At 42.0% G+C, this 26,091-nt stretch carries 26 protein-coding genes; 18 read left to right on the top strand and 8 right to left on the bottom strand.

Annotated elements, in window-relative coordinates:
* Positions 1–7: 7 nt before the first annotated feature.
* Positions 8–931, bottom strand: coding sequence for a sugar phosphate isomerase/epimerase family protein (locus G9X62_RS08530; RefSeq protein ID WP_223130303.1), 924 nt, complete (start codon positions 929–931; stop codon positions 8–10).
* 74 nt (positions 932–1,005) lie between these two features.
* Between G9X62_RS08530 and G9X62_RS08525 the strand changes: the two genes are divergently transcribed.
* Positions 1,006–2,250 (top strand): replication-associated recombination protein A, encoded by a 1,245-nt coding sequence (locus G9X62_RS08525; protein ID WP_223130302.1) that lies wholly within the window; start codon positions 1,006–1,008, stop codon positions 2,248–2,250.
* Here the strand turns inward: G9X62_RS08525 and G9X62_RS08520 are convergent.
* Together G9X62_RS08520 and moaC are read right to left on the bottom strand one after the other, a co-directional pair.
* A complete protein-coding gene (locus G9X62_RS08520) occupies positions 2,225–2,878 on the bottom strand; it encodes a thiamine diphosphokinase (protein ID WP_223130301.1) in 654 nt (217 codons plus the stop codon). The two genes, G9X62_RS08525 and G9X62_RS08520, sit on opposite strands and share 26 nt — an antisense overlap.
* Before the next feature lies 1 nt (position 2,879).
* Positions 2,880–3,353, bottom strand: a complete 474-nt coding sequence (moaC, locus tag G9X62_RS08515; protein ID WP_223130300.1) for a cyclic pyranopterin monophosphate synthase MoaC — start codon at positions 3,351–3,353, stop codon at positions 2,880–2,882.
* Positions 3,354–3,436: 83 nt separating this feature from the next.
* On the opposite strand from moaC, the gene G9X62_RS08510 reads away from it, so the two are divergent.
* The 4 genes from G9X62_RS08510 to G9X62_RS08495 are packed head-to-tail and all read left to right on the top strand — an operon-like array spanning position 3,437 to position 7,813.
* Positions 3,437–4,573 (top strand): molybdopterin molybdotransferase MoeA, encoded by a 1,137-nt coding sequence (locus G9X62_RS08510; RefSeq protein WP_223130299.1) that lies wholly within the window; start codon positions 3,437–3,439, stop codon positions 4,571–4,573.
* Positions 4,574–4,579: 6 nt separating this feature from the next.
* Positions 4,580–5,593 (top strand): dipeptide epimerase, encoded by a 1,014-nt coding sequence (locus G9X62_RS08505; RefSeq protein ID WP_223130298.1) that lies wholly within the window; start codon positions 4,580–4,582, stop codon positions 5,591–5,593.
* Positions 5,590–6,594, top strand: coding sequence for an aminotransferase class I/II-fold pyridoxal phosphate-dependent enzyme (locus G9X62_RS08500; RefSeq protein WP_223130297.1), 1,005 nt, complete (start codon positions 5,590–5,592; stop codon positions 6,592–6,594). Before G9X62_RS08505 ends, G9X62_RS08500 begins: the two co-directional genes overlap by 4 nt.
* Complete coding sequence (locus G9X62_RS08495) at positions 6,587–7,813, top strand: serine hydrolase (RefSeq protein ID WP_223130296.1); 1,227 nt, start codon at positions 6,587–6,589, stop codon at positions 7,811–7,813. The genes G9X62_RS08500 and G9X62_RS08495 overlap by 8 nt, the downstream gene beginning before the upstream one ends.
* Here G9X62_RS08495 and lgt read toward each other — a convergent pair.
* Positions 7,810–8,637 (bottom strand): prolipoprotein diacylglyceryl transferase, encoded by an 828-nt coding sequence (gene lgt / locus G9X62_RS08490; protein WP_223130295.1) that lies wholly within the window; start codon positions 8,635–8,637, stop codon positions 7,810–7,812. The genes G9X62_RS08495 and lgt overlap by 4 nt on opposite strands.
* Positions 8,638–9,014: 377 nt before the next feature.
* On the opposite strand from lgt, the gene G9X62_RS08485 reads away from it, so the two are divergent.
* The 7 genes from G9X62_RS08485 (at position 9,015) to G9X62_RS08455 (ending at position 16,351) form a co-directional block, all read left to right on the top strand.
* The gene (locus G9X62_RS08485) at positions 9,015–10,178 is read left to right on the top strand and encodes a PepSY-like domain-containing protein (RefSeq protein ID WP_223130294.1); all 1,164 of its coding nucleotides are present in this window, start codon (positions 9,015–9,017) and stop codon (positions 10,176–10,178) included.
* A gap of 63 nt (positions 10,179–10,241) precedes the next feature.
* Complete coding sequence (locus G9X62_RS08480) at positions 10,242–10,814, top strand: hypothetical protein (RefSeq protein WP_223130293.1); 573 nt, start codon at positions 10,242–10,244, stop codon at positions 10,812–10,814.
* A 24-nt stretch (positions 10,815–10,838) separates the two neighbouring features.
* Entirely contained in the window at positions 10,839–11,594 is a 756-nt protein-coding gene (locus G9X62_RS08475; protein ID WP_223130292.1) for an NIPSNAP family protein, read from the top strand.
* A 4-nt stretch (positions 11,595–11,598) separates the two neighbouring features.
* Positions 11,599–14,595 carry a PVC-type heme-binding CxxCH protein gene (locus G9X62_RS08470; protein WP_223130291.1) on the top strand — a complete coding sequence of 999 codons (2,997 nt, stop codon included), beginning with the start codon at positions 11,599–11,601 and terminating at the stop codon, positions 14,593–14,595.
* Position 14,596: 1 nt separating this feature from the next.
* Positions 14,597–15,490: a hydroxypyruvate isomerase family protein gene (locus G9X62_RS08465; protein ID WP_223130290.1), complete on the top strand. Its 894-nt coding sequence runs from the start codon at positions 14,597–14,599 to the stop codon at positions 15,488–15,490.
* Positions 15,491–15,542: 52 nt separating this feature from the next.
* Positions 15,543–15,836 (top strand): autorepressor SdpR family transcription factor, encoded by a 294-nt coding sequence (locus tag G9X62_RS08460; RefSeq protein WP_223130289.1) that lies wholly within the window; start codon positions 15,543–15,545, stop codon positions 15,834–15,836.
* 11 nt (positions 15,837–15,847) lie between these two features.
* Positions 15,848–16,351 carry a hypothetical protein gene (locus tag G9X62_RS08455; protein WP_223130288.1) on the top strand — a complete coding sequence of 168 codons (504 nt, stop codon included), beginning with the start codon at positions 15,848–15,850 and terminating at the stop codon, positions 16,349–16,351.
* Here G9X62_RS08455 and G9X62_RS08450 read toward each other — a convergent pair whose 3' ends face one another.
* From G9X62_RS08450 to G9X62_RS08440, 3 genes are read right to left on the bottom strand one after another with little or no spacing between them, the layout of a single operon-like run.
* Entirely contained in the window at positions 16,352–17,611 is a 1,260-nt protein-coding gene (locus tag G9X62_RS08450; RefSeq protein ID WP_223130287.1) for an MFS transporter, read from the bottom strand.
* Positions 17,592–18,335 (bottom strand): hypothetical protein, encoded by a 744-nt coding sequence (locus tag G9X62_RS08445; protein WP_223130286.1) that lies wholly within the window; start codon positions 18,333–18,335, stop codon positions 17,592–17,594. Before G9X62_RS08445 ends, G9X62_RS08450 begins: the two co-directional genes overlap by 20 nt.
* Positions 18,322–19,134: an MOSC domain-containing protein gene (locus G9X62_RS08440; RefSeq protein ID WP_223130285.1), complete on the bottom strand. Its 813-nt coding sequence runs from the start codon at positions 19,132–19,134 to the stop codon at positions 18,322–18,324. The genes G9X62_RS08445 and G9X62_RS08440 overlap by 14 nt, the downstream gene beginning before the upstream one ends.
* 117 nt (positions 19,135–19,251) lie before the next feature.
* Here G9X62_RS08440 and G9X62_RS08435 point away from each other — a divergent pair, with 117 nt between their 5' ends.
* Entirely contained in the window at positions 19,252–20,559 is a 1,308-nt protein-coding gene (locus G9X62_RS08435) for a TolC family protein (protein WP_223130284.1), read from the top strand.
* On the opposite strand, the gene G9X62_RS08430 is transcribed toward G9X62_RS08435, so the two are convergent.
* Positions 20,530–22,332, bottom strand: a complete 1,803-nt coding sequence (locus G9X62_RS08430; RefSeq protein WP_223130283.1) for an ABC transporter ATP-binding protein — start codon at positions 22,330–22,332, stop codon at positions 20,530–20,532. The two genes, G9X62_RS08435 and G9X62_RS08430, sit on opposite strands and share 30 nt — an antisense overlap.
* 100 nt (positions 22,333–22,432) lie before the next feature.
* Here G9X62_RS08430 and nusB point away from each other — a divergent pair, with 100 nt between their 5' ends.
* Genes nusB through coaE form a run of 5 tightly spaced genes read left to right on the top strand, consistent with a single transcriptional unit; the run spans position 22,433 to position 26,081 of the window.
* The gene (nusB, locus tag G9X62_RS08425; RefSeq protein ID WP_130896157.1) at positions 22,433–23,596 is read left to right on the top strand and encodes a transcription antitermination factor NusB; all 1,164 of its coding nucleotides are present in this window, start codon (positions 22,433–22,435) and stop codon (positions 23,594–23,596) included.
* A 1-nt stretch (position 23,597) separates the two neighbouring features.
* Positions 23,598–23,894: a YtxH domain-containing protein gene (locus G9X62_RS08420; RefSeq protein WP_223130282.1), complete on the top strand. Its 297-nt coding sequence runs from the start codon at positions 23,598–23,600 to the stop codon at positions 23,892–23,894.
* A gap of 1 nt (position 23,895) precedes the next feature.
* Positions 23,896–24,336: a DUF1573 domain-containing protein gene (locus G9X62_RS08415; protein WP_223130281.1), complete on the top strand. Its 441-nt coding sequence runs from the start codon at positions 23,896–23,898 to the stop codon at positions 24,334–24,336.
* 4 nt (positions 24,337–24,340) lie between these two features.
* Positions 24,341–24,640: a preprotein translocase subunit YajC gene (gene yajC, locus G9X62_RS08410; protein ID WP_223130280.1), complete on the top strand. Its 300-nt coding sequence runs from the start codon at positions 24,341–24,343 to the stop codon at positions 24,638–24,640.
* Between the two features lie 4 nt (positions 24,641–24,644).
* Positions 24,645–26,081 (top strand): dephospho-CoA kinase, encoded by a 1,437-nt coding sequence (gene coaE, locus G9X62_RS08405; protein ID WP_223130279.1) that lies wholly within the window; start codon positions 24,645–24,647, stop codon positions 26,079–26,081.
* The last annotated feature ends 10 nt before the right edge of the window (positions 26,082–26,091 follow it).

Genomic DNA, 26,091 nt, shown 5'->3' with positions numbered 1-26,091 from the left:
TTCTATTTTATTTATATCCCCATCCGCGCATGATCGCGATGTTTTCTTTCATACAATCCAATGGTTTTAATCCTTGGTACGCTTCTTGTTCGATGATAAAGTGTTTTGTCCCACCTTCCTTATCGCCTAATTTAACTAAGGCTTGTACATCGATTTGGCCAGAACCTTTCCCTAAAACAGTAGATTCGAATTTCTCATGTCCTGCCGACGAAGGCACCTCGTCCTTCACGTGCATCGAAACGAAACGACCTGGGAATTTCTTCATCACTTCTGCTGGAATACCGCCACCGTTGATCATATTACCTATGTCTAACTGTTGCGCTACTAGCGAAGGATCCGTGTTATTCAACATGATGTCGTATAATAATTCTCCCTCTAACTTCTCTGAGAACTCGAAATCGTGATTGTGGTAGCCGAATCGCATGCCAGATTTTTGGCATAATTCCCCTGACTTATTAAAGATATCCATGTACTTCAACAATAGGTTTTTATCCTTGCGAATCCCCATATCGATGGACGGGCTAATCACTAATTCCTGACCCATAACCGCGGCATCTTCTACCGTATATTTCCAAAGATCTGTAAAGTCATTTTTCGCATCATCCCAGTGCAGTTTACCCATCACCGTATGACCTGAAGGCATTTTCATTCCTAAATCATCCAGACGCTTTTTGAATTCTTTCGCCTCCCAGCCGTAAAATTTACGACCGATGTAGTTTGCGTGCTCCACATATTTATAGCCCATTTCTGCCAAAGCATTCAAGGTAGCCTGTGGATCTTTGCGCATATCATCACGCACTGAGTACAATTGTACCCCCACTAATTTCTTGTATTTAACCGCTGATAAAGCTTGCAAAGCAGGGGAAGCAAAGGCTAAAGCCCCCAGTCCCATCGCAGAATTGAGCAAAAAGGAACGTCTAGATTGATTCATATTTGATAGGTTTATTTAGAACTTCAAGCTACAAATTCTATTTCTATTTTACAAAATTCGCGTAACTTCGAAAGATGATGCAGCCTCTCGCAGAACGAATGCGCCCCACAACCCTGGATGAATACATCGGCCAAGAAAAGGTCGTGGGTCCGAACGCGCCTTTGCGAAAAGCGATTGAGGCAGGACATTTGCCGTCTTGCATCCTTTGGGGGCCTCCAGGCGTAGGAAAAACGACCCTTGCGACTTTATTATCTGGCGCCTTAAAGCGAACTATGTATTCGCTTTCTGCGGTTCAATCAGGGGTAAAAGAAGTGCGGGAGACCTTGGAGTTAGCGAAGAAGAACCGGATGTTCGAGGCGCAATCGCCCATCCTATTCATCGATGAGATTCACCGTTTTTCGAAATCCCAGCAGGATTCCCTATTAAATGCGGTGGAGAAAGGGATTGTCACCTTAGTAGGAGCAACGACAGAAAACCCCTCGTTTGAAGTTATTTCGGCCCTTTTATCGCGGTGCCAAGTGTATGTATTGGAATCGCTTTCGAATGAGCACCTGCATACGATGCTTGACAAAGCAATCGCCACAGATTCGCTTTTCAAGAATAAAAAAATTACCCTAACGGAAACCGATGCCTTATTCCATTTCTCGGGTGGTGACGGTCGTAAATTATTGAATCTTTTCGAGCTATTAATTACCACAGAAGGCGGAAATGAACTCGAGGTTACGAATGCCTTAGTTACCGAACGATTGCAAAAGAACCTAGCGCAATACGACAAAGACGGCGAGCAACATTACGATATCATTTCGGCGTTTATCAAATCGATCCGCGGATCTGATCCAGATGCGGCAGTGTATTGGTTAGCGCGGATGTTAGTAGGGGGAGAATCCTTAGAATTTATCGGTCGTAGACTGTTGATATTGGCCTCTGAAGATATTGGATTAGCGAATCCCAATGCGCTGCTATTAGCCCAATCTTGCTTCGATTCCATTCGAGTAATTGGTAATCCGGAGTCGAGAATCATTTTATCTCAGACGGTTATCTATTTAGCGACTTCACCCAAAAGCAATTCCGCCTACAATGCCATCAACAAAGCCATGGCCTATGTGGAACAAACGGGGGATTTGCCGGTTCCTTTGCATTTACGCAATGCGCCTACGCGGATGATGAAAGATTTGAATTATGGAGCTGATTATAAATACCCACACGATTTTCCGGGCAATTGGGTGGAGCAGAATTACTTTCCAGAGGTTCCTTCGAGACCGGTCTTTTACAAGCCATCAGAACAGGACAAAATTAATCGTGGCACTCCATCAAAATAAGCGCCCCGCTTTCGTACGAAATTTTTACGATCCCATCTTCGCGCGCCTCATTGCTGGAACTCGTCTGAGTTCCCAGGCGCAACTCAGGGTGGTTTAAATCGTAGACTAAACCGGATGATTTTACTTGAAATGCTTCGCCATAGGGCATAAGTGACAGCGGAGTTCCTGCTGGATACCACTTTTCAAACGTAGGAGGTAATAAATAAGACGTTGAATAATCGTCGAAGAACACAATCTTCAATTTTCGGCCATAGCGCACCAGCGAATGAAAATTATTCAGCGTGTGATCCATCCGTTTTCCAGACGCCCAAACGACATTGACAGCTGGGTAACCCTCCTCGAGTAAATATTCAAACGCTTTTTCTAAGTCTGTCAAATTTTGGTCCGGCGTATGTACTTTTTTCAAGGGATAATCACTGTAATCAGCTGCCTGAGCGTGATCGAAGTCGCCTAACCAGACGTCTACTTTGATGCCTAGCGAAATGACTCTCTCCAAAGCCCCATCCAGCACCACGACCGTAGGTGACCATTCCAATAATTGTTCCACCAAATCCAACGAGCAAGCCTCCCCATTCGCGATGATCAGCGCGGGTTCTTGTTTGTCTCGGATGATGTGGTGTGAAGACATATTAGGCTTGAAAGTCAGATTTACCGCCTGATTTCGAGATCAGTTTTGTTTCTTTGATGACGATACCTTTGGATACCGACTTACACATATCGTATACTGTCAAGGCGGCTACAGAGGCGCCTACGAGAGCTTCCATTTCAACACCTGTTTTGGCCTCCAAACGACAAATGCAAGTAATCACAATCTGATCCGCTAACACTTCCGTTTCAAACTTGCAGGAGTCCAGACCAAGTGGATGACACAAAGGAATCAAATCAGACGTCTTTTTCGCTGCCATCGTACCCGCAATCACTGCGGTTTGTAGAATACTACCTTTCTTATTTTGCCAACCGGCTGCCTCGAAATGCTGCACAATTTCAGCCCCTAAATACACAATGGATTGGGCTTTCGCTTCCCGAACCGTTTCATTTTTCGAACTCACATCCACCATTCCTGGAGTGCCATCCGATTGCAGGTGAGAAAAGTCAATTGACATAGCTGATTTGAAATTTAGAAGACAAAAATACGGGAGAATTAGCAAAAAATAGCGAAATTTAACAATTACGTAAAACAACAAACATGATCAGCCCTGTAGAAGCCATTGAACTCCTTAAAAACATCACCATTCCATTTCGCACCGAAAAATTACCTTTGGCGAAAACCTTAGGGATGAATATCGCCGAAAAAATTGTGGCCGATCGTGACTTCCCTCCTTTTGACCGGGCCATGATGGACGGCATTGCGGTTAAGGATATCGCCGCACCTACGTGGAAGATTGAGGGTATGTTATTTGCAGGTGAACCGGTGAAAGCGATCAAAAAGATGGATGGTTCATTGGAAATTATGACAGGCGCTACTGCCCCACGTGGTACAGAAGCCATCATTAAAATCGAGGACCTAAGTATCGAGAAAAAAATTGCGACTTATATCGGGAAAACACCTTTAGAAAAAGGGCAATTTATTCACCTGCAAGGCGCTGATGCACCAGCTGGTTCCGTTTTAGTGAAGAAAAGAACGAAGATTGGACCGGTGGAAATTGCGATCGCAGCGACTGTGGGTAAAGCCCATATTGAAGTAGAATCGAAGCCTCACGTACACATTTTCTCTACAGGAGACGAAATCGTAGGCTTGCACGAGACACCGAAAGATCACCAGATTCGCAGTTCGAACGTGATGATGTTGAAGTCGGTTTTATTGTCCAAAGGTTTCAAAGCAAACTCAAGTCACCTACCTGATTCAGCGGAAAAAATCAAAGCAAGCATCGATAAGGTGTTGGAATCAAATGACATTATTTTATTATCTGGCGGCGTTTCTGCTGGCAAAAAAGATTTAATTCCAAGTGTATTAGCAGAAGCTGGATTCGAAACGGTATTCCACAAAATAAGCCAAAAACCCGGCAAGCCGATGCTTGTGGCCACTCGTTCTGACGGAAAAGTTGTTTTCGCTTTCCCTGGAAATCCGATCTCAACGCTGACTTGTTTCTGGGTCTATTTCTTACCGTGGGTATCTTGCGATTGGGCTGAATACAACGTGAAAGAAATCAAATTCTTACCTAAACCCTCTGCGGAATTAGATCAATGGATCCCGGTAGAGAATGGAGAAGTATTAGCGCATAATGGATCAGGGGACTTAATTAATTGGTCTCGTGCAGATGGATTGGTTTGGCAAAAAGCGGGTGATAAAGCGAAGAAATTGCCCTATATTCCACTCAAATAAGCCCGTATGGAACTGAAACTACATACTTTCGATTTGCCTTTAAAGCACACGTTCACGATTACGCATGAATCGCGTGACGTGCAACCCACCCTGATAGTGGAGCTGAGCTGGCATGGAAAAAGTGGTTTTGGGGAAGCGACAGAGACGCCCTATTATGGCGTGACCATGGCGAAAATGAAGTCTCAGATCGAATCAATACTTGATTTATTGCCACACGATATTTTACCGCATCCGAGTGATTTTTGGGCGATGATGTCCAAAACCCTATTAGACGAACACCCTTTCGCCCTTTGTGCGCTGGATGTAGCCTATTGGGATCTTTGGGGAAAGACGCATAACAAACCGCTGTATGAGATTTGGGACCTAGACATCTCCGATAATCCCATTACGGATTACACGATCGGGATCGATACGGTAGAGAAGATGGTGGCCAAAATGCAGCAGACTCCCTTTCCTCTGTATAAAATAAAATTGGGTACGGACGACGATTTAGAAATCGTGGAAGCCTTACGAAGAGAAACAGATGCTATTTTCCGCGTCGATGCGAATACCGCTTGGACGCCCGAACAAACGATATATTTTGCCCCAGAATTAGAAAAACTGGGGGTAGAATTCATCGAACAACCCTTGAAAGCCGATAATTGGGAGGGGATGAAGCGTGTTTATCAAGAATCCACTTTACCAATTATCGCTGACGAAAGCTGTATTCTCGAGTCTGATGTAGAAAAATGTGCAGGCTATTTCCATGGCATCAACATCAAATTAATGAAATGCGGTGGCTTAACGCCTGCCCTACGCATGATCAAAAAAGCCAGAACCCTGGGATTAAAAGTCATGGTGGGATGTATGACGGAATCGACCATCGGATGCTCTGCCATCGCGCAACTACTTCCCTTACTCGATTACGTTGATATGGACGGCTGCTTATTAGTGGATGACCAAATTTCGACTGGTATTACCATCGACTACGGCGTTGTTTCTTATGCTAATTTACCAGGAACTGGAGCTTCTTTGCTATGAGTTATTCCTTAACAGAAAATCACATTCCTGGCCGAAAAATCACCTTTGAAGGTGCAGAATACCTCTGGCTTGGAGGAACGAATTACCTGAACATTGGTTCTCATCCGACCTTTCAAAAGGCCTTAACAGAAGGAATTGAACACTATTCCCAAAACTTCGGCAGCTCTCGTCGCAACAATTTACAATTCTCGATTTGGGAAGATTTTGAACGTGCACTTGCCGATTATTTTCAAGTAGAAGCTGCAGCCCTCTGTTCTTCCGGCCTAGCTGCCGCCCAAATCGCCGTACAATTCGCCCAACAAAAAGGATTCACCCTAAACCTAGCACCTCAGGCACACCCTGCCTTGTGGCGCCATCCACATACCCCATTCGCCGGAAGCTACAAAAATTGGATTTCCAGCCATCAAAAAGGTCAAATCCTTGCCTCTGACGGAATAGGATCTCCTTGGATCAACAGTTTTGATTTCTCTTTCGCCACGACGATTAACCCGAATGATTATTTGATCGTAGACGAGTCACATCGAGCTGGAGTGCAAGATATTCACATTCCCTGTTCTGGACATCTTTTGCAAACCGTTTCGCTCTCCAAAGCCTTCGGATTACCCGCTGGCGTCATTTTAGGTTCCGCTGCAGACATAGACGAGATCAAAAAGGATTCCTTTTGGGTGGGCTCATCACCCCCTAATCCTGCCTTTTGTTATGCTGGGTTGCAATCGATGGAAGCTTATAAAGAGCAGAGCACGAAAAGTAAGGCTTTAGCGGATCGCTTCGCAGACAATCTCAAGGGATTTGATGCCCCTGTGACCTATGAACCGGGTTATCCTGCTTTCTGTTCTAAAGCTCCAGGATTGTTCGAACACCTAAAATCAGCCGGCATTTTAGTGAATCATTTTGCCTACCCAGATATCACTGCACCTCCTGTCTGTCGCGCCATCTTACCTGCCTGCCTCACATTAGCAGATATTGATACCATCACAGAAGCCATCAAAAGCTATGCGTAAAATCCTTATTATTCTTTTCGTCAGCATGAGTACATTCGCTCAAAAACCCGCCAACATACTGGAGCAATTATTGCTATCTAACCCAGACAAATTCAAGAAATTGACGGACAACCCGGAGAAATACCGCCTTCAGATTCTTTATACCCAGATAGATCGCGATGCGAAGAACAAACCTAGGCTGACCACCTATTCCTATCGCTCAGATTCGAACGAATATTTCTATCCTGCTAGCACCGTGAAATTAGCGGCGAGTGTTTTGGCCTTAGAAAAATTGAATACTTTAAAAATTGATAAATCAACCGCCTTTCAAACCCTAAAAAACCGACCATCTCAACTCGAAATCAAGACGGATACCACGGCAAAATCAGGTTTACCAAGTGTGGAACACTACATTAAAAAGATTTTGTTAGTGTCTGATAATGAAGCCTATAATCGCCTTTACGAATTTTTAGGCCAACGGCCTTTCAACGAAAAGATGCGCTCGAAAGGGTTCAACGGGGTTAGACTTACCCATCGTTTACAAACTCCTCTGCCTCGTTTAGAGAATCAATACACAAACCCAATAAACTTGATGGACGCATCTGGCAAAGTTATCTACCAGCAAGCAGAGGCCTTTAACGATAAACCCTACAGCGCAGCGACACCCATATTATTAGGTAAGGGAACCATGAATGATGCAGGTGTGGTGGAAGACAAACCGTTGGACTTTAGCCTAAAAAATGCGTATCCATTGCAGGCGCAACATGATTTCCTCAAAAGATTAATGTTGCCTGATGCCTTCCCAGCAAAAGACCGATTCCAGCTGTCTAAAGAGGATTATGGGTTTCTTTACCGCTATATGTCGATGTATCCGATGGAATCGAAAGATCCAATTTACAAAGAGGAGTTCGCGACTTATTGCAAATTCTTATATTATGGATCAGAAAAAAATGCATCATTGAATCCATCCATGCGCATTTTCAATAAGGTAGGTGATGCCTATGGATTCCTATTAGACAATGCCTATGTGGTGGATTTTGACAAGAAAGTCGAATTTATGGTAACCGCAGTTTTGCTTTGTAATGAAGACGAAATCTTCAATGATGAGAAATATGATTACGATACGATCGGATTTCCCTTCTACAAAAACCTAGGTCAAGTCATTTACGATTACGAGGTAAAACGCCCCAAAAAACACCTTCCGAATTTAGATCACCTGCAATTCGATTACTCGAATTAAGCCTTTCTTTTCGCGTACAAAAGAACTCCGATACCAAACAGGACAGCCGGAATGGATAGAATTTGGCCCATATTTAAGGTCAAATTATTTTCGAATGAACTCTGATTCTCCTTTAAAAATTCATAAAAGAAGCGGAGCGTGAAAACGAAAATCATAAAAATACCTGTCAATAAACCCGCCGGTGTCTTTTCTTTTTTCAGATTCCACAAATACAGTAATATAAAAAACAATAGTAGACAAGATAAGGCCTCATACAATTGAGAGGGATGGCGAGGTACAACAAAGGCCGCTAAGCCACTCGGATTGAACTCATAATCCCGTAAAAATTTGAATCCCCAAGGCAAATCAGTAGGTTTCCCAATGATCTCAGAATTCATCAAATTCCCGAAACGGATAAAGAAACCAGCTAACGCCGCCGCAATAACAATCCGATCGGTCACATACAAATACGATTGCCCCTTATTTTTTCTAGTGTATAAATAAAAGGCAGTAAAAAGACCAATAGCAGCTCCGTGGGAAGCTAAACCAGAAAAAGGTGGCGTAATCATTTGGATAAAAAACCGAACAGGATCTGCTAAAAGCAAGGGAAATTCATAGAAGAAATAATGTCCCATTCTAGCTCCTGCTACCGTTCCTACCATCGTGTATAATAATAGTTGATCGGCTTGTTCGACAGGTCTACCCTCCTTTTTGAACATATAACTTACGACCTGAAATCCAGCCAAAAAGGCTAAAGCAAAACATAATCCGTACCAACGGATAGGGAATCCTAAAAGGTTGATAATAGTCGGATCAGCGTTCCACTCAATAAATAATAAGCTCATAGTATTCTAGTCTTTCGACCAAAATTAAACATTATTTCTTTGAGTTCTTTACAAAAACTTGGATAGTCTTTTTAATAAATTTCGCGGGATATAAGCGATGAGGGAAGCCTAAAGACATGGCTTGAAAACTACAAAAAACGAGTAATAAAAGAAGTAATTGGCGTTTTTTCATTATTGCTTGCTGAATCTTTTACAAAGATATAAAATAAAAGGTACTTTGCAATACAAGGTACTATAAATTATCAATTAACTGATAATTTAGTAGACTAGATGCGCCCGTTCGTCGATTGGTTGCTCCACTTCTTCCTTTTTTCAAAATAGAATTATATTATTGTTTCAGATTTACCGTTTGATAAACCAAATCAACTTTTAAGATCATGAAGACAAAAATTTCATTAATTGCGTTTGTATCCTTAATAGCATTAAATGCGTGTACTAAAGATCAAAATGTAGACCCGCAGAGTGCTTCAACTTTGGCTCCACAAGAGGTCCCTGTTCTAGTCACTCAAGCTGTAGCCACTGTGTATCCGAAAGTAACGGGGGTTGATTACTCCTCTCTTCAAACAAATTCTCTTTATGTGGCAAATGTTACGGCGCCTACTACGGAGGCACAAGTAGTCGTTTCTAATAAAGGAATTATCAAAGAAGTGGCTGTGAAAATTGCTAAAACAGATTTACCAGCTGCGGTGCTATCTTATTTAGAAACTAATTTTCCGGGGGCCACTTTCGAGCATGCCTCTAAAAAGACAAAAGGAGATAAATTAGGTTTCAGAGTAGAATTAATTTTCAACAAAGAACATTATTCTATATTCTTTGATCAAACTGGTGCCTTTTTAAGCCAAGTAACCGGTTTACAGGGAAAACCTGGTAAGAAAGGCCCTGCTCCAGCGGCCACAGAAATTGCCTTAGCCGACTTACCGGCTGCAGTGAAATCCACTTTAGCAGGCTATACATTTAAGCGAGCTATTTTAGTGAAAGATGCCGCTGGGATGGAAGTATACCATATCCGAATAGAAAAACTGGGAGTTCCGTATGACTTAGTTGTGGATGCAACTGGCAAAATAATAAAAACAAGAGAGGTTAATACAAAGGGACCAGATTTTACCAAAATTGAATTAAAAACACTTCCAGCAGGCTTAGCAGCCTATTTAAATACAAATGCAGCTGGATTTACGCTGGATTATGCAGTCGCTATTTTAAAAGACTCAGTCGTAGTAGAATACCATGTAGGAGTGACGATAGCCACTGTTAAAAAAGAGTTTCATTTAGATGCCTCATTCCAGTTATTACCTAATCATCCGGCAAAAGGTGGTCATAACCCTCCAGCACTAAACATAAAGGAATTAAAGTCTACAGACCTACCTAGTGCAGTAAAAACTTATTTGGATGCTAATTATGCAGGATGGGTATTTGTCAAAGGAGCAAGTGCATCAGTAGACAATGTGGTAAAAGATTACCACGTTGTGATCGAAGTAGTTACGAAGAAATACATGCTTGAGTTTGATAGAAATGGCGCATTTAAAAAGGCTGTAGCCCTGTAAATTCAATACATAACTTGTTCAAAAAAGGCTTGCAAATGCAAGCCTTTTTTATGTTCTTAGAGTATGCAAAACATTGAACCCTCTTTCCAATGGGAATCCATTTACGTTGCGGCGCGCGATAAAAAATCACCCTTCTTTGGAAGACATTATTCTGAAACGACTTACGAAAATGATATTTATGGCTACTATATTCATCCGCTTTGGGATGATATAGGCTCAGAAACACTATTTTGCAAGATTCTTTACACGGATTACGCGGCAAAATATACAATCATTGAATTGTTTGGGGAATGGAATGATACCCTCCATAATGATGTGATGCATTTGAAGCGTACGGTGGTCGATCATTTCGTTGATGCGGGGATTAAGCACTTCATTTTAGTGGGTGAAAATGTATTGAATTTTCATGGTTCTTTTGAGGATGATTATTATGCGGAATGGTTTGAGGATGTGGAAGATGGATGGATTGCGGCGATGCATTTTGCGCCATTTGTGGAGGAAGAATGGGCCAAATATAAGATTGATTATTACCTGAATTTTGGCGGAAACCTCCAAATTCCGAACTGGAGAACTCTAAAACCGGAGATGATCTTTTTTATGATTGACAAACTATTGAAAAGACGATTAAATCCGTAAATTCGTACAAACCTATTATACCTCATGAAAAAATTATTCCTTTTGACCTTGCTGTGTGCAGGTCTATTCTCTTTTACTGTAAACGCGAAAAAAGCAGATAATCGTTATTTCGAAATGCGCATCTACTATTGCCATCCAGGCAGACTAGACGCTTTAATTCAACGTTTTACGAATCACACGACTAAAATTTTCGAGAAACATGGAATGACGAACGTGGGCTATTGGATTCCTACCAACAATACAGAAAACGCTCTTTATTATATCCTAGCTTATCCATCTAAGGCTGAACGCGATTCTTCATGGAAGCATTTTAGCAGTGATCCTGAGTGGAAAACAGTCTCAAAAAAGTCTGAAGAAACGGGTAAAATCGTTGCTAAAGTGACAAGCATATTTATGAATGCCACTGATTTTAGTCCTAAAATTAAACCTTCTGGTGGCCCTGTTGACCAAGTATTTGAATTACGTACCTATTCTCAATTACCTGGTAGAAATCCGGCTATTTTGGAACGATTTAAAAATCACACGATGAAGATTTTCAAATCGCATGACATTAAAAATATTGCCTATTTTACGACCATCGAAAAGGATCCAGCTGTCCAAAGTAAATTGGTCTATCTAGTGGCACATCCATCAGAAGAGACAGCAAAAGCGAATTGGTCGGCTTTTGTAAATGATCCTAAATGGAAACAAGTATCGACTGATTCAGAAAAAGATGGCAAGATTATTGAAAAAATCGAGTCCATTTTTATGACCCCGACTTCCTTCTCTACAATTCGTTAAAACAATGAAAATCGCTAAAAACGCACCACTCCTATTCCTAGGTGGGATGATTAGCCTTGTTAGCTTAGGCATCCCTAAATTGGTTCAGCCGAAAAAAATAGTGGTTGATTCGGTTCAAACAAAGTTATCTACGCTACAGGTCCCAGAAGGACTAGAAGTAAAACCCTTCGCAGCAGAACCGATGTTGATTAATCCGACGAATATCGATGTAGATTCGAAAGGTCGGGTTTGGGTCTTAGAGGCCTATAACTACCGACCAGGAATTAATGGTAATCCGACGAATCCCGAGGGAGATCGCATCATCATTTTAGAAGACACGAATGGGGATGGCCAGGCAGATAGCCGAAAAGTGTTTTACCAATCGCCTGAGCTAAATGCGCCATTAGGTATCGCGGTCTTGGATTCAATGGTGATTGTATCCCAGAGCCCTTATATCTGGAAAATGTTTGATGATAACCGAGATGGCAAGGCGGACCGTAAGGAAGTGATGTTCTCCGGAATTGGTGGCGATCAACATGATCACGGGGCGCACGCGTTTACATTTGGGCCGGATGGAAAATTGTATTTTAATATCGGAAACGAAGGGAAACAGTTGTTGGATGCCAAAGGAAATCCGGTCTTAGATCAAGATGGAGATCCGATTGGACCGAAGAAATACCGTCAAGGAATGGTATTCCGTTGTAATTTAGATGGAAGCCAAGTAGAGGTTTTAGGGCATAATTTTAGAAATAATTACGAAGTGGCGGTGGATTCTTATGGGGCACTTTGGCAATCAGATAATGATGACGATGGGAACAAAGGGGTGCGGATTAATGCCGTTTTCGAGCACGGAAACTACGGTTATGTAGATGAAATGACGGGTGAAGGCTGGTCAGTAAATCGGACGAACATCGAAAAAGAGATTCCATTACGTCACTGGCATTTGAATGACCCGGGCGTGGTACCTAATTTATTGCAAACGGGTGCGGGTTCTCCTACTGGGATGATCATTTACGAGGGTAATTTATTGCCGTCTATCTTCCAAAATCAAATGATTCATACGGATGCGGGCCCTAACGTGGTTCGTTCTTATGCTACTACTCCTTGGGGAGCTGGTTATGAGGCAAGAATAAACAATCTGATTACTTCGCGCGACCAATGGTTTAGACCAGCGGATGTGGCGGCTGCACCAGATGGATCTCTTTTTATTGCTGACTGGTACGATCCAGGTGTAGGTGGACATCAGGCGGGTGATCAGGCCAAAGGTCGTATCTACCGAATCGCGCCTAAAGGACACGCGTATAAAAAAACAAACTTTGATTTAAGTACGCCCGAACTAGCTTTTAAAGCATTAGAGAATCCTAACTTAGAAATCCGCTTTCTAGCCTTTCAGGCTTTGAAAAAAATGGGAACTAAGGCTGAATCCGTATTGGAAAATGAATTCAATACGAATGAAAATCCGCGATTTAGAGCGCGTGCATTTTGGGTATTGAATCAAGGATCACGTTCGAATGAGTTCATTCTAAAAGCGTTCGATCAAGCAAACCCTAACCTGAAAGCAATGGCCATTCGGGCAGCGAAACAAAAACCCTTCGCGGAATGGGCTAGTCTGGCGGCTAAAGCGGCAAAAGATCAACATGCCTCTGTTAGACGCGAATTAGCGATTGCTTTGCGCCATCTTTCGGGAGAGGAAGTGAATAAATTATGGGCGAGTCTAGCGATGCGCCATAATGGCACTGACCGTTGGTATCTTGAAGCTTTAGGAATTGGAGCGGACGGAAACTGGGACGAGCGTTTTACAGCTTATGCAGCCTTAAAGCCCGAGAATTCGAAGGGATATTCGGATGTCGTTTGGAGAGCAAGAACAGAGAAAGCGCTTCCTGCTTTAATCGAATTGATTGGAAACACAAAGTCCCTAGCCTATTTCCGTGCCTTGGATTTCATGCCAGGTGAACAGAAATCTGAGGCTCTATTTGGGCTTATCAAAGGTAAGTTTGCTACCGATGTCACCGCACAATTAGAAGCATTACGACATATGAAACCGGCTTACATTACTTCAAATACGGAAGTGAAGTCGATGCTTTCTACTCTACTGAAGCAAATCAATGGAAAACCTTATCTAGAATTAGTGGATTACTACCAACTAACAGAAGAAAGCCCACGTGTGTTAGGGATGATTTTAGCCGGTACAGAAGCATCCAAATCGGGTCAGGTATTGTATAATTTGCCTGGTGGCGCTGCATTAATCCGCTCGAAATTCTTTGCGGGTAAAGAAGCGGAACAGCTTGCGTTAATCGAAACATTGCGTTGGCAAGGAAAAACGGAATCAGCACAATTATTGTATGAAGCCACATCGAATCCCAAATTGAGCAAAGCAGTTCAAATGCAAGCAGCACGCGTGATTGGAAATGCCTATCCCACGGAAGAATTTGTCTTGGACTTGCTAGAGAAAAAGAAAATCGCAACTGCATACATTCCTTTAGTGGTGGAAAGCCTTCAAAAAGCATGGAGAAAGTCCATTCGAATGAAAGCAAATAGTTATTTAGACAAACATCAAACTGAAACCAAGAAAGCGCATCCAGCAATGGCAGAATTAATCAAAATGTCAGGAGATGCAGTGAAAGGAAAAGTGGTATTTACGAATTCGTGCACGATGTGTCACGTGGTAAATAATGAAGGGATTGATTTTGGACCAAAACTAAGTGAAATAGGTACGAAATTATCGAAAGAAGGAATGTACATGTCCATTTTACACCCGAATGCGGGGATTGGTTTTGGATATGAAACCTTTGAAATAAAAACAAAATCTGGAGATACGTATCAAGGGATCATTGTCTCGAAGAACGAAACGGATATCGTGTTGCGCATTCCAGGTGGAATTGTGAAAAGCTTTAAAACGTCCGCTTTAAAATCATACAAGCAATTACCAGAGTCATTGATGCCGGAAGGATTAGCCGATGGAATGAGTACCCCAGAATTAGTAGATCTAGTCGAATATTTATCCACATTAAAGAAGAAATAAGATGAATCGCCGTGATTTTGCCTCCATCTTGGGAGCTAGTTTAATGATTCCCTCCTTTTCAAAAGGATCTACATTGGCTCTCGAAAAGCCATTTGAACTGAACTATGCCCCCCATTTTGGGATGTTCAAAAACCACGCTGGACCTAATGAACTGGATCAACTGCAGTTTATGTATGACCAAGGGTTCACAGCTTTAGAGGATAACGAACTAATGGAGAGACCGGTGGCTTTACAAGAGAAAATCGGGGAAAAATTAGCCAAGCTCAACATGAAAATGGGCGTTTTCGTCATCAAATTCGATGGCTTCTTTGATAAGCAGACCATGACAACAGGCAAAAAGGAATGGACCGATTTATTCCTGGCTTCTTGCAGAAAAGCGGTAGAAACTTCGAAGCGAGTGAATGCAAAATGGGCGACGGTGGTTCCTGGTAATTTCACTCGTGATCTTCCGATGGGAATTCAAACGGGCAATGTGATCGACAACCTGAAACGCGCGGTTGAAATCCTAGAACCTGCTGGCTTAACCATGGTTTTAGAACCATTGAGCGACAATTCAGACTTATTTTTGCGCTATTCAGATCAAACTTACAGCATTTGCCGTGCGGTGAGCTCCCCTTCCTGCAAGATCCTGTTCGATATGTACCATATGCAGCGAAATGAGGGTAATCTGATCGCCAATATGGACAAATGCTGGGATGAAATTGCCTATTTACAAATAGGCGATAATCCAGGTCGAAAAGAACCTACTACGGGAGAGGTGAATTACCAAACTATTTTCAGACACTTAAAACAAAAAGGATATTCGGGCGTTTTGGGGATGGAACACGGAAATTCTAAGCCGGGAAAGGAAGGAGAACTCGCTTTAATCGATGCATATCGCAAATCCGACGTCTAAAATTTGCATTTCTGAATATTAATTTAGACATTCGCTTAATTATCTAATTAAGATGGACGCAAAATTCAAAGCAATCAACGATCCGACCCGGAGAGAGATCTTGCAATTCTTAGTCAATGGCCCTCAGAACGCCGGACAAATTGCCAGTCAGTTTGATATGAGTAAACCGAGTATTTCGCATCATTTGGATCTATTAAAGCAGGCCAAACTGATTCAAGCGGATAAAAAGGGGCAATTCATCGAATACAAGCTAGACAAAACTGGATTTGAAGTCATTCACGCCTGGTTTAAAACGTTCTCTTCTTACTTTGAATTCCCTAAGCCTAAAATTAGAATCGAAATATAATCTGTTTTACTATGCCTCTTCACCTGCCCAGCACATTCCAATTTATACAGTCACATCTACCTGCTAACACGAAAGGCCTCGGAATTACTACGCTTTCGAAGCGTAATTTCTTCCAATCCATCGGTGATTTTTTTGCAGAGAAATCAGGCAAACAACGTGTTTCCTATGTAGCTGTGGGGGATGACTTTATCACACAATTGCATTTTCAAGGGGAGAGTTTAATCGCTGAGAAAACAATCCAATTAGCCCAATTAGATCATTTTTATGTATCAGAAGGCCAAACACAGGATGGAATCATCCACCACTTGTCTTGCGATGCAACGGTGATTGTTTCTGCCAAAAAAATGGAAGACCACCACATCAAAATTCTCCCTTGCTTATTAGGTGAAAACGCAAGCAACGTTCAAGCGATTCAAAGCATTCAGTGGGCGCAAGAATCTAAGAAGGTGTTGACAGAAATCTTGAAAGGCTGGCCAGCACAAATTGCGAAACAAAAAGAGGAAGCGAAAGCTTAGTTATTCAGAGACTTTTTCATCCACTTTTAAGTCAAACAGCTCTTTCGAGGTTATGGCGACTAGGCTAACCAAAACCATCGTCACGCCCGCTCCTATCAAAACGGAAGGAACGGTCCCAAAAACCTTGGCGGCCACGCCTGATTCAAAGGCTCCCATTTCGTTCGAGGTACTCACAAAAACGCCGTTAACAGACGAAACTCGGCCTCTCATTTCATCAGGAGTATAGAAACGTAGAACCGTTTGTCGAATCACTACTGAGATCGAATCGAAAGCGCCCGTAAAGAAAAGCGCCGTTACGGAAAGCCAAAAATTCGTGGATAAGCCAAAAACAAAAGTGGCTAATCCAAAACCAGCAATCGCTAAAATCAGATTCCTCCAAGCGTGTTTTAGTGGAGGAAAATAGACTAACGTAACCATCGTCACCACAGCTCCTACCGAAGGTGCGGCACGCAAAATCCCTAAACCCTCCGCTCCTACTTTCAAAATATCTTCAGCGAAGATGGGCAAAATGGCGATTACGCCACCGAAAAGAACCGAAAACAAATCCAATGAAATGGAATAAAGAATAATTTTCGTCTTGAATACATACGCAATTCCCTCTCGCAAACTGTGCCAAATGGATTCGTGCTGCACGGTTTTGACAGGAACAGGGCGATTTTCAATTTGAAAAATACAAAACATCACACCTAGTAATAGCGCGATCACCGTGATTAAGGATCCTGATAATCCGGCGTAAGCATATAAAAAACCTGCCACACCTGGCCCTAAAATGGAGCCCAATTGCCAGAAAGAACTATTCCAAGTGGCAGCATTGGCAAAAACTTCTTTCGGTACCAAGAAAGGGTTTAAGGAAGAGGCGGCGGGGCTGAAAAAGCCTTTGGAAAGACCTATAATGAAAATAACCGCATAGATCGAATAGATATGGAAATCTTGATCAGCAGATTGCAATTGCGTACTCGAATACAAAAGGAAGATCGAAGAGGCAATAATCAAGGATAGCGTCACCTGCATAATCGTTTTCTTATCCCGATTGTCCGCAAAATGACCCCCAAAAAGCACCAACGAAATAAATGGCACCGCTTCTGCCAAGCCAATCAAACCCAAGGCCAGCGGATTATGCGTTATCTTATAAATTTCATAAGCTAAAACTACTTCCTGAATCAACAAGGCAATCGTAAAAAGCGTATTCCCGGTTACATAAGCCCTAAATTCCGGAAAAGCTAAGGCTTTGTACGCGTCTTTATGCTGAAAAAATCCCATAGAATAAGTAGATAAGAGGACTCCAAAACGCTATATCACCCAGCAAACGCTTCTCTTCTGAAAAAGGCAAGCGGGATAATACAAACGTTATCCCAAATGTAACCAAAAAAGGCAAGACGAGGAAGATTTCCTGGGTCGCAGCATAAATACCGCTCAAGAGACCCACGAGAATCCATTCCGTTTTCCGTAATCTTTGCGCATAGAAAACACTCGATGAGTCGATTAAGTTAAAAAAACACAGGTTATGATAGGCTAAGGCGACAAGTGGTAAAACGAGAAGAACAGCTCTAGGTTCGCGTACCCACACCACTAATCCTACACCTAAAGCATATAGAAGAGCTGTAAACAACTCCTTTTCAAGCCGCAACCAGCCTTTATGCCAAGCATATCCGTACAGAATAACGAGAAGAAGTAGCGAAAATCCTGCGAATAACACTTCTAAACGAAGAAAAGGCAGCAGACAAAGAATGGACACTCCTAAGATTACCAATAGGATGCGTATCTGAGGACTTTTATCTAGATGGATTCGATGACGTTCATCTTGAACGGGCTGAAAAAGATTATCAATTTGCCTATCTAGCAAATACAAGAACCAAACGACCAAGGCTAAAATAACACCTTCTTGAACTAGCGGAAAAGTGTGAAAATATACTTGATACAGGAAGCATTGGTATAAAATCGCACCAATCACCACTTCTAAAGATAGATTCCTAATAAAACGCATCTTTCGATTGAATAACTTGGACTTCCATCCCCACCTGAATTTTCCCTACAGACATGGGAACAAATTGCTGACCAAAATAAACTTTGTGATTTAGCGTCCGGAACGAAGCCAGGGCTTTCAAGGTTACTTTATCGGATTCTCCAGTCAATGGATCCACATTTACCAGGGAACAACGGGCACAGGGTTTGGCACCTGAAAGAGAAACCTCTCCAATATTTAATTCAACCCAGGTATCTTCCACAAAGGGCTCTGGAGATGATACAATGATATTCGGCCTAAAACGTAGCTGATTTATGGGTTCTTCTACATGCGCTTGCAAAGCAGCATAAGAACCCGCACTGACTAAAAGCAATGGCAATGAATCCGCAAAAGAGGTGTTTTTTGCAATTTCGGTTTGGTATTTCGCCTTCATTACCCGCGGTTTTTCTGACGAAATCCGTACGAGCCTTACCTCTTCAGATAAAGCAGTTGAAAACCACTCAGACCAACCTTCCAATACCTCTTGAGCTGGCAATTGATCCTCCCAAATTTCAACTGGAATCCATTCTCCCAATGTAGGTTCCCAGGTCAATTCCTTCTCTAAACCAGAGGCTGTGTCTTTGACGATAAAGCCCTGAGCGGACTCGCATAAAACAAAACGTGTCAATTCTGGTCGAGTACGCTGGGTAATGAATTTACCGGTTGCATCCACTAACATAAAACGACGATCGCCACGCAATCCTTCCTTCTCCATCACTGTTTCGCTTAGTGAAACAGCGCCTAAGGACTTAATAGGGTAGATATAGAGATGCGTGACCATAAAACAAATGTAAACTTTTCTGTTCAAAAAGCCTTATGGGTGCTTATAGGCTTTGGGCTTCCTATTGTGACTTGATTTTCTTAAGTTTGTTATATTGATTGTCTGTAACCTATACCTATGAAACTATTTCGCCTAGCCTTATTCGCTCTTTTGTCCCCTATTGCGGCACAAGCTCAACAAATGTTGACGTTGGAAGACGCGATTCAACAGGGCATCACAAAGCAATATTCCATCCAAATTTCAAGACAAAGGGAGCGTATTGCAGCGAATGAAAATAGCTTAGGAAATGCAGGTTTTCTACCGACTATTACGGGATCAGCGAATAAAAACTATACGATTTCCGGAATTGACCAATCGTTTTTTGGCGGTTTGCGCCCTCCATTAGTTCAATCTGGAGTCAACTCTAATTCAGGAAATGTAGGTATGGCGATGGCCTGGACATTATATGATGGAAAAGGGATGTTCGTCTTACGTGACCGCTATAAAGAATTACAAAACTTAGGGGCAAAACAAACGGAGTCATCGATTGAGAACTTGATCGCCTTGATCTCTTCTACTTATTATGATATTATTCGCCAAAACTTACGCGTAAATAACTTCAAAAAAGGGCTAGAAATCTCCAACGACCGACTCAAATTAGCAAAGGACCGTTACGAAGTAGGTCAAGGATCTAAAGTAGATTACTATTCTGCACAGGTGGATTACAATGAAGACAAAGCACTTTTAATCGCACAAGAGCAATCTTTTACGAACACAAAAATCGGATTTAACACGCTTTTAGTGAAAGACTACAAAGCCGATTTCCAAATCGTGAACACCATCGATTTACTCCCTAAATTAAAATTGAGCGAATTGAAAATGAGCGCTTTATCACAGAACCCTACCTTAATCGGGGCAATCTTAAGTAAGAAGATTAGCGATTTAGACACCAAGAATTTACAGAGTCAACAAAAGCCTCAAATCGATTTATTAGCCGGCTATAACTTGAATAGTGTAGCGAATGGCGCGGGTTTTGGGGTGGAGAAAGGAAGTAGTGATGTGTTCAATTACGGTTTAAGAGCAACCATCAACATCTTTGATGGCTACAACCAAAAGCGTAGAATTCAGAATGCGAAAATCAACGCAGAGATTGCTGCGTTGCAAATTGAGGATTTGAAGAATGCCTTGTTATCAGCTTTAGAAAAGACCTACGTGACCTACGAGAATTCAATGAATCTGATTCAATTAGAGACGGAGAATTATACGATTGCGAAGCAAAACATCGACATTGCTTTTGATCGTTTCAAAGTAGGTATCGCTACGTCCTATGAATTACGTGAGGTGCAACGAAATGCGGTAGCAGCGGAGACGCGTTTAATTGAGGCAAAATACGCAGCGAAAGCAGCCGAAATTGAATTAATTCGATTGAGCGGAAACCTGTTGTAATTCTTCGTTGAGTTGCTGCTGGTACAGTTCGAAGTAAAGCGATTTATCCGCCATCAATTGATCGTGAGATCCACTTTCCACAATCGACCCGTCTGACAAGACAAAGATGCGATTCGCTAATCGTGCAGAAGAAACGCGGTGAGAAATAATCAGTGACGACTTTCCTACCGTCACCTGCTTTAAATTTTCCAAAATCGTATGTTCCGTATGCGTATCTACCGCAGATAAACAGTCATCTAGAATGAGCATCTTGGGGTTTTTAGCCAAAGCTCTGGCAATCGACACCCGCTGTTTTTGACCACCTGAAAGCGTGATCCCTCTCTCACCCAAAATCGTTTCGAATTGATCAGGGAACTCCATTATATTGTCATACACATCCGCTTGCTTAGCCGCGACTTCGATCGACTCTTGCGTTAAGGCATCGTTACCAAAGCGAATATTTTCAGAGATACTCGTCGAGAACAAGAACACATCCTGTGGCACAAATCCCACAAAAGAACGCACCCAAGCCATATCCCAATCCTTCAAGGAGATTCCATCCAATAAAATTTCTCCAGCACTTGGATCATAAAAGCGCGCCATCAACAAGGCGACGGTCGATTTACCGGAACCCGTTTGGCCTAAAAGTGCCACCGACTCCCCTGCCCCGATCGTCAAATTCACGTTGTTTAATACCAAGCGATCAGAACCTGGATAGGCAAAACTTACGCCTTTGAATTCCCAGTTACCAATGATCTCTTGGCGAATTTGCTTGCCAGTGGTCAATTCGGATTTGGCCTCTAAAAACTCATTAATCCGCTTCTGCGAAGCAGCCGCCCGTTGAATCTGCGAACTGGTCCAACCCAAAGCAGTCACCGGCCAGGTTAACATAAAGACATACATGATGAATTCTGTGATATTACCCACCGTCATTCTACCAGCAATCACTTCCTGCGAACCGATATAGACCACTAAAATGGTGGAAAAGCCTACTAAAAGGGCAATCAAAGGCGTAAAAAGGGAATCCACCTTGACTAAACCGAGCGATTTAGTTCGGTAGGCTGAGGACGCCTCCGTAAAAGCATCAAGCGATTTCTTCTCCCTGACAAAGGACTTCAACACCCGAATCCCCGAAAACGCCTCCTGCGCAAAAGTCGAAATTTGCGATAATGCTGCCTGAATCTCTTCTGACTTACGAATGATCACCGAATTCACATAATAGATACTAATTGACAAAATGGGCAGCGGCATTAAGACATACCACATCAATTTTTGGTTCACCTGCCACATCGAATAAATCACCAAAATAAACACCGTGATCAAATTCAATCCGTACATAATACTAGGTCCCACATACATCCGCACTTTTCCCACATCTTCCGAAATGCGGGCCATTAAATCGCCTGTATTTTGTTGGCGATAGAAGGACAAAGGCAAGGTTTGGTAGTGAGTATAAATTTCATTTTTCAATTCAAATTCGATGTGACGGGACATCACAATGAGAGTCTGACGAACTAAAAAGAGGAAAACGCCTTTTAAAATAGCCATCAGAATGATTAAACCTCCGTAGAAAAAGAGGGTAAAACCGAAGATTTCGTAGAAGGCTTTTTGGAGGCTAAATCCTTTGAAAAGGAAATAAATGTTGATGGTTTCCGTCACTAAATCGAGTGCATAACGCACTAATTGCGCGGGGAATACACCAAAAAAATTCGAAAATAAGGTAAATATAATCCCCAAAATGAGTAGCGACTTATATTTCCAGAAATACTGATTGATGTGACTTAATGCGCCCACGTAAGGAAGAATCTAAAGATTAATTGACTACAAAGATAGGACCTTTATCAATTAAAATTCTTAATTTTGGGATTCAAAACAAGACGCTCTTTTATTTCGGATGGTTAACAGGAGATTACTACGTGTCAAAGCATTTCAACAATTGTATGCTTTTTATACACAAGAACGTGCCCAATATCAATTAGCTTTTGATGGTTTAGCGACCATTTTTCAGCCTGATTTATCTTTAATGGTGGCAAAAGAGGACCAAATGCCTCGTTTAGAGGGCCTGCGACAACTTGCCGAAATTCAATTAAAAGAGTATTTCCAAGAAATTACTTCCGAAGAAACGATTCCTGCAGAAGCGCAAGATGCGGCTCAATCAGTCTATAAATTGTATCAAGCGAACGTGAAGCAAATCGCGAAGAAGCTCAAGCAAGATATGGTAACAGAGGTCGAATCGATCAATAAGCAATACCTGAAAATCTTGTATTATTTGCAGCAATTGCCCTTAATCGCGCTTTGGGATGAAAATAGACGTTTATTAGAGAACAACACGAAGACTTCTCTTTTGGCAAAAAACAAGGTATTGTATATTCTTTCCAAATGGGGTGATTTACAACGTGCCTTCGATAAGAACCACATCGGCTGGTCTGAAGATGAAGAAAATTTAATCAAGAAATTATTTATCGAAAACATCTTGACGGATGAAACCTTCTTAACTTACCTTCCTACGGCGGGCAAGAAGTTTGAAGATGATTTGGCCTTCGTCGTATATGTATTGAAAAATTTCCTTTTAAAACACGAGTCCATGACGGAGTATTTTGAGGAAAAAGATTTAAATTGGTCTTTGAATAAAGACGTGGTGAAGAGTATGGCGAACAAGACCTTTAAGATAGAGGCTTTGGAAGACCTAAGTTTACAACCACTCGCCATCCAATGGGAAGACGATAAGTTATTCTTTGAGGAATTATTCGATTATAGCGTTTCGGAAGACAAGCAATTAAGTGCTTGGATTGGGGACCAAACGAAAAACTGGGAATCAGATCGCTTAGCGGTAGCGGATTTTATCATTCTTAAAATGGCATTAGCCGAGATGGTGAAATTCTCTAGTATTCCAGTAAAAGTGAGCATTAACGAGTACATCGAACTAGCAAAAAACTATTCGACACCTAAGTCTGGCCAGTTTATAAACGGAATTTTAGACGTAGTTTCGAATCGCTTAGTTCACGAAAAAGTGATTACTAAATCAGGTCGAGGATTAATCGACATAGCTAACAAATAACATGAGCAAATCATCTAGATCTTTTTGGGCCTTCGTAGTAGGCGCTGCAGCTGGAGCTGTGGTAGGTATCTTATACGCTCCAGATAAAGGAGAAAATACCCGCAGTAAATTGTATTTCCAATTGAACAAATACCGTGATCAATTAAAGCAATTGATCAATGATATCGTTGAGGGCAAAGAGGTTATCGAAACTTCCGCGAAATCAGAAGGCAAAAAAGTGGTTCAAGACGCGAAAATCAAAGCAGAGAAATTGCTAGAGGACGTGGAAAAAATGATGACTCAGATTAAGGCCAAATAAGATGCGCACTACTCTCCTTTTATTCTGTTTCTTTGGGATATTATCCTGTACGAACCAGCAAAAAGAGGCGAACAATGCCACCGAAAATGCCATTCCGGCAGCTTTAAAACCGAGTGCAGAAAAACACCCCATCCTGAAAGTGGATAAACCCTATGTTTCCTTAGGACGCTTAGTGGAAGGAGATAGTGTTTTTCACACCTTTAATTTTAAGAATACGGGGAATTTACCTTTGAAAATCATCTCAGTGAATGCGTCTTGCGGATGCACGACCCCTAAATGGAGCACCGATGTGATTCAACCAGGTAAAAAAGGGTTCATTCGCGTGAAGTTTGATTCGAAAGGGAAAGAAGGCAAATTGCAAAAAACCATTACCGCCTATTGTAATACGCTACCCGCGGAAAACAGAATGGCATTTAAAGTAGAAGTAGTACCTAAAAAATAAACACATGTTATTATTACAAGCACAGAGTCCAGCGTACATGCAAATCATCCTTTTCGGAGGTATTTTCGTCGTATTTTATTTCTTCATGATTCGTCCACAACAAACGAAGGCAAAAGAAGCGAAGAAATTTATTGAAGAATTGAAGACAGGTGACAAAGTGGTAACCATTGGTGGTGCCCACGGAACTGTGGTGACGATTCGCGAAAAAACAATCGTTGTTGAAGTTGATTCAAGCAAAGGTGTTCGCATGGTTTTCGAAAAAACAGCAATCTCTAAAGATGCTTCATCTCGCTTAGAAGAGTAATTCAATGGATACAGGCCTGAAACCTTTCATCGGAATTACAGGCGGAATAGGATCCGGCAAATCGACCATTTGCCGGATTTTTTCATGTCTGGGAATTCCCATTTTCGAAGCGGACAAAGTGGCGCGAGAAATTTGTGAGAAGGATGAGGCGGTGAAGGAAGCTATTATCGCAGAATTTGGCCCTAAATCCTATCTTCCAGATGGATCTTACAACCGGGCTTGGATAAAAGGCCTCCTACAAAAATACCCAGGTGATGTCGCTCACCTTAATGCCATTATCCATCCCGCCGTTCGTTCACAGGCAGCAGAATGGATTACAAATACGCCTGAAGCCCCTTTTTGTCTATACGAATCCGCCCTCATCACACCGCGTACAAAACCGGAACACATCTCACAGATGATCACGGTGGATTGCCCCTTACCTGAACGCATTCAAAACGTCCAAAAAAGAAGTCGTATGAGTTATATGGAAACCATGCAAATAATCGATTTGCAACCGCAACCTAAAAACTACCTTTGGGGAGCTGATTTTGTCATTCAAAATGGGAAGAACGACCGCGTATTTCCACAGGTGATGAATATCTTAAAAGCATTCACCTGTTTTGTGCTTTTATTAGCGGGCCCAGCGGCCTCAGCGCAATTTTCTACCACCTCAGCGCAAATCAAGGCGATGACTTTCAATGTGCGATTAGACACCGAATCGGATGGCACAAACCAATGGAAATACCGCGCAAAACATTGTGGGGAATTGATTCGCTACCATCAGGCAGATATAATTGGATTACAAGAAGCATTCTTGCATCAAATTACAGATTTAGAAAAGGAATTGCCGGGTTTTGGCTGGTTTGGGAAAGGCCGGGATGATGGGAAAGCAGAAGGAGAATTTTCTGCCTTAATGTACCGCAAATCGAAATTCAAATTGCTCCAAGAGAAAACGTTTTGGTTGTCAGACTCATGTGACAAGGTAGGTTTTGGCTGGGATGCCGCTTGCCGTCGCGTGGTGACTTGGGGACAATTTCAAGAGATTAAAACTGGCAAAAAATTCTTCGTATTCAATACCCATTTCGATCATTTAGGCAAGGTGGCGCGCAGAGAAAGTGCGAAGCTCGTATTGCGTAAAATAGCTGAAATCGCGGGTAAATCTCCGGTGATATTAACAGGTGATTTCAATGCTACGCCAGATGATGAACCGATTCAAATTTTAGTGGATGCAAAAAATCCAGCGCATGTCATCGATGCGGAGAAAATTAGCCAAAATGGCCACTATGGCCCATACAGCTCCTTTAATGGCTTCACTAAAGAACAAGAAGGAAGACATATTGATTATATTTTTGTCAAAAATGGTCCTTCCGTTTTACAACATACTACCCATAGTGAGACTTGGGAAAACAACTATCCAACGGATCATTTTCCCGTAAGCGCTGTCATTAGAATCCCCTAAAGCATTTGGG

It is taken from the genome of Aquirufa lenticrescens, from assembly GCF_019916085.1.
Taxonomy (GTDB): Bacteria; Bacteroidota; Bacteroidia; order Cytophagales; family Spirosomataceae; genus Aquirufa; species Aquirufa lenticrescens.
Note: the sequence above shows the minus strand (reverse complement) of the source record. Positions and strands in the feature narration are given on the sequence as shown.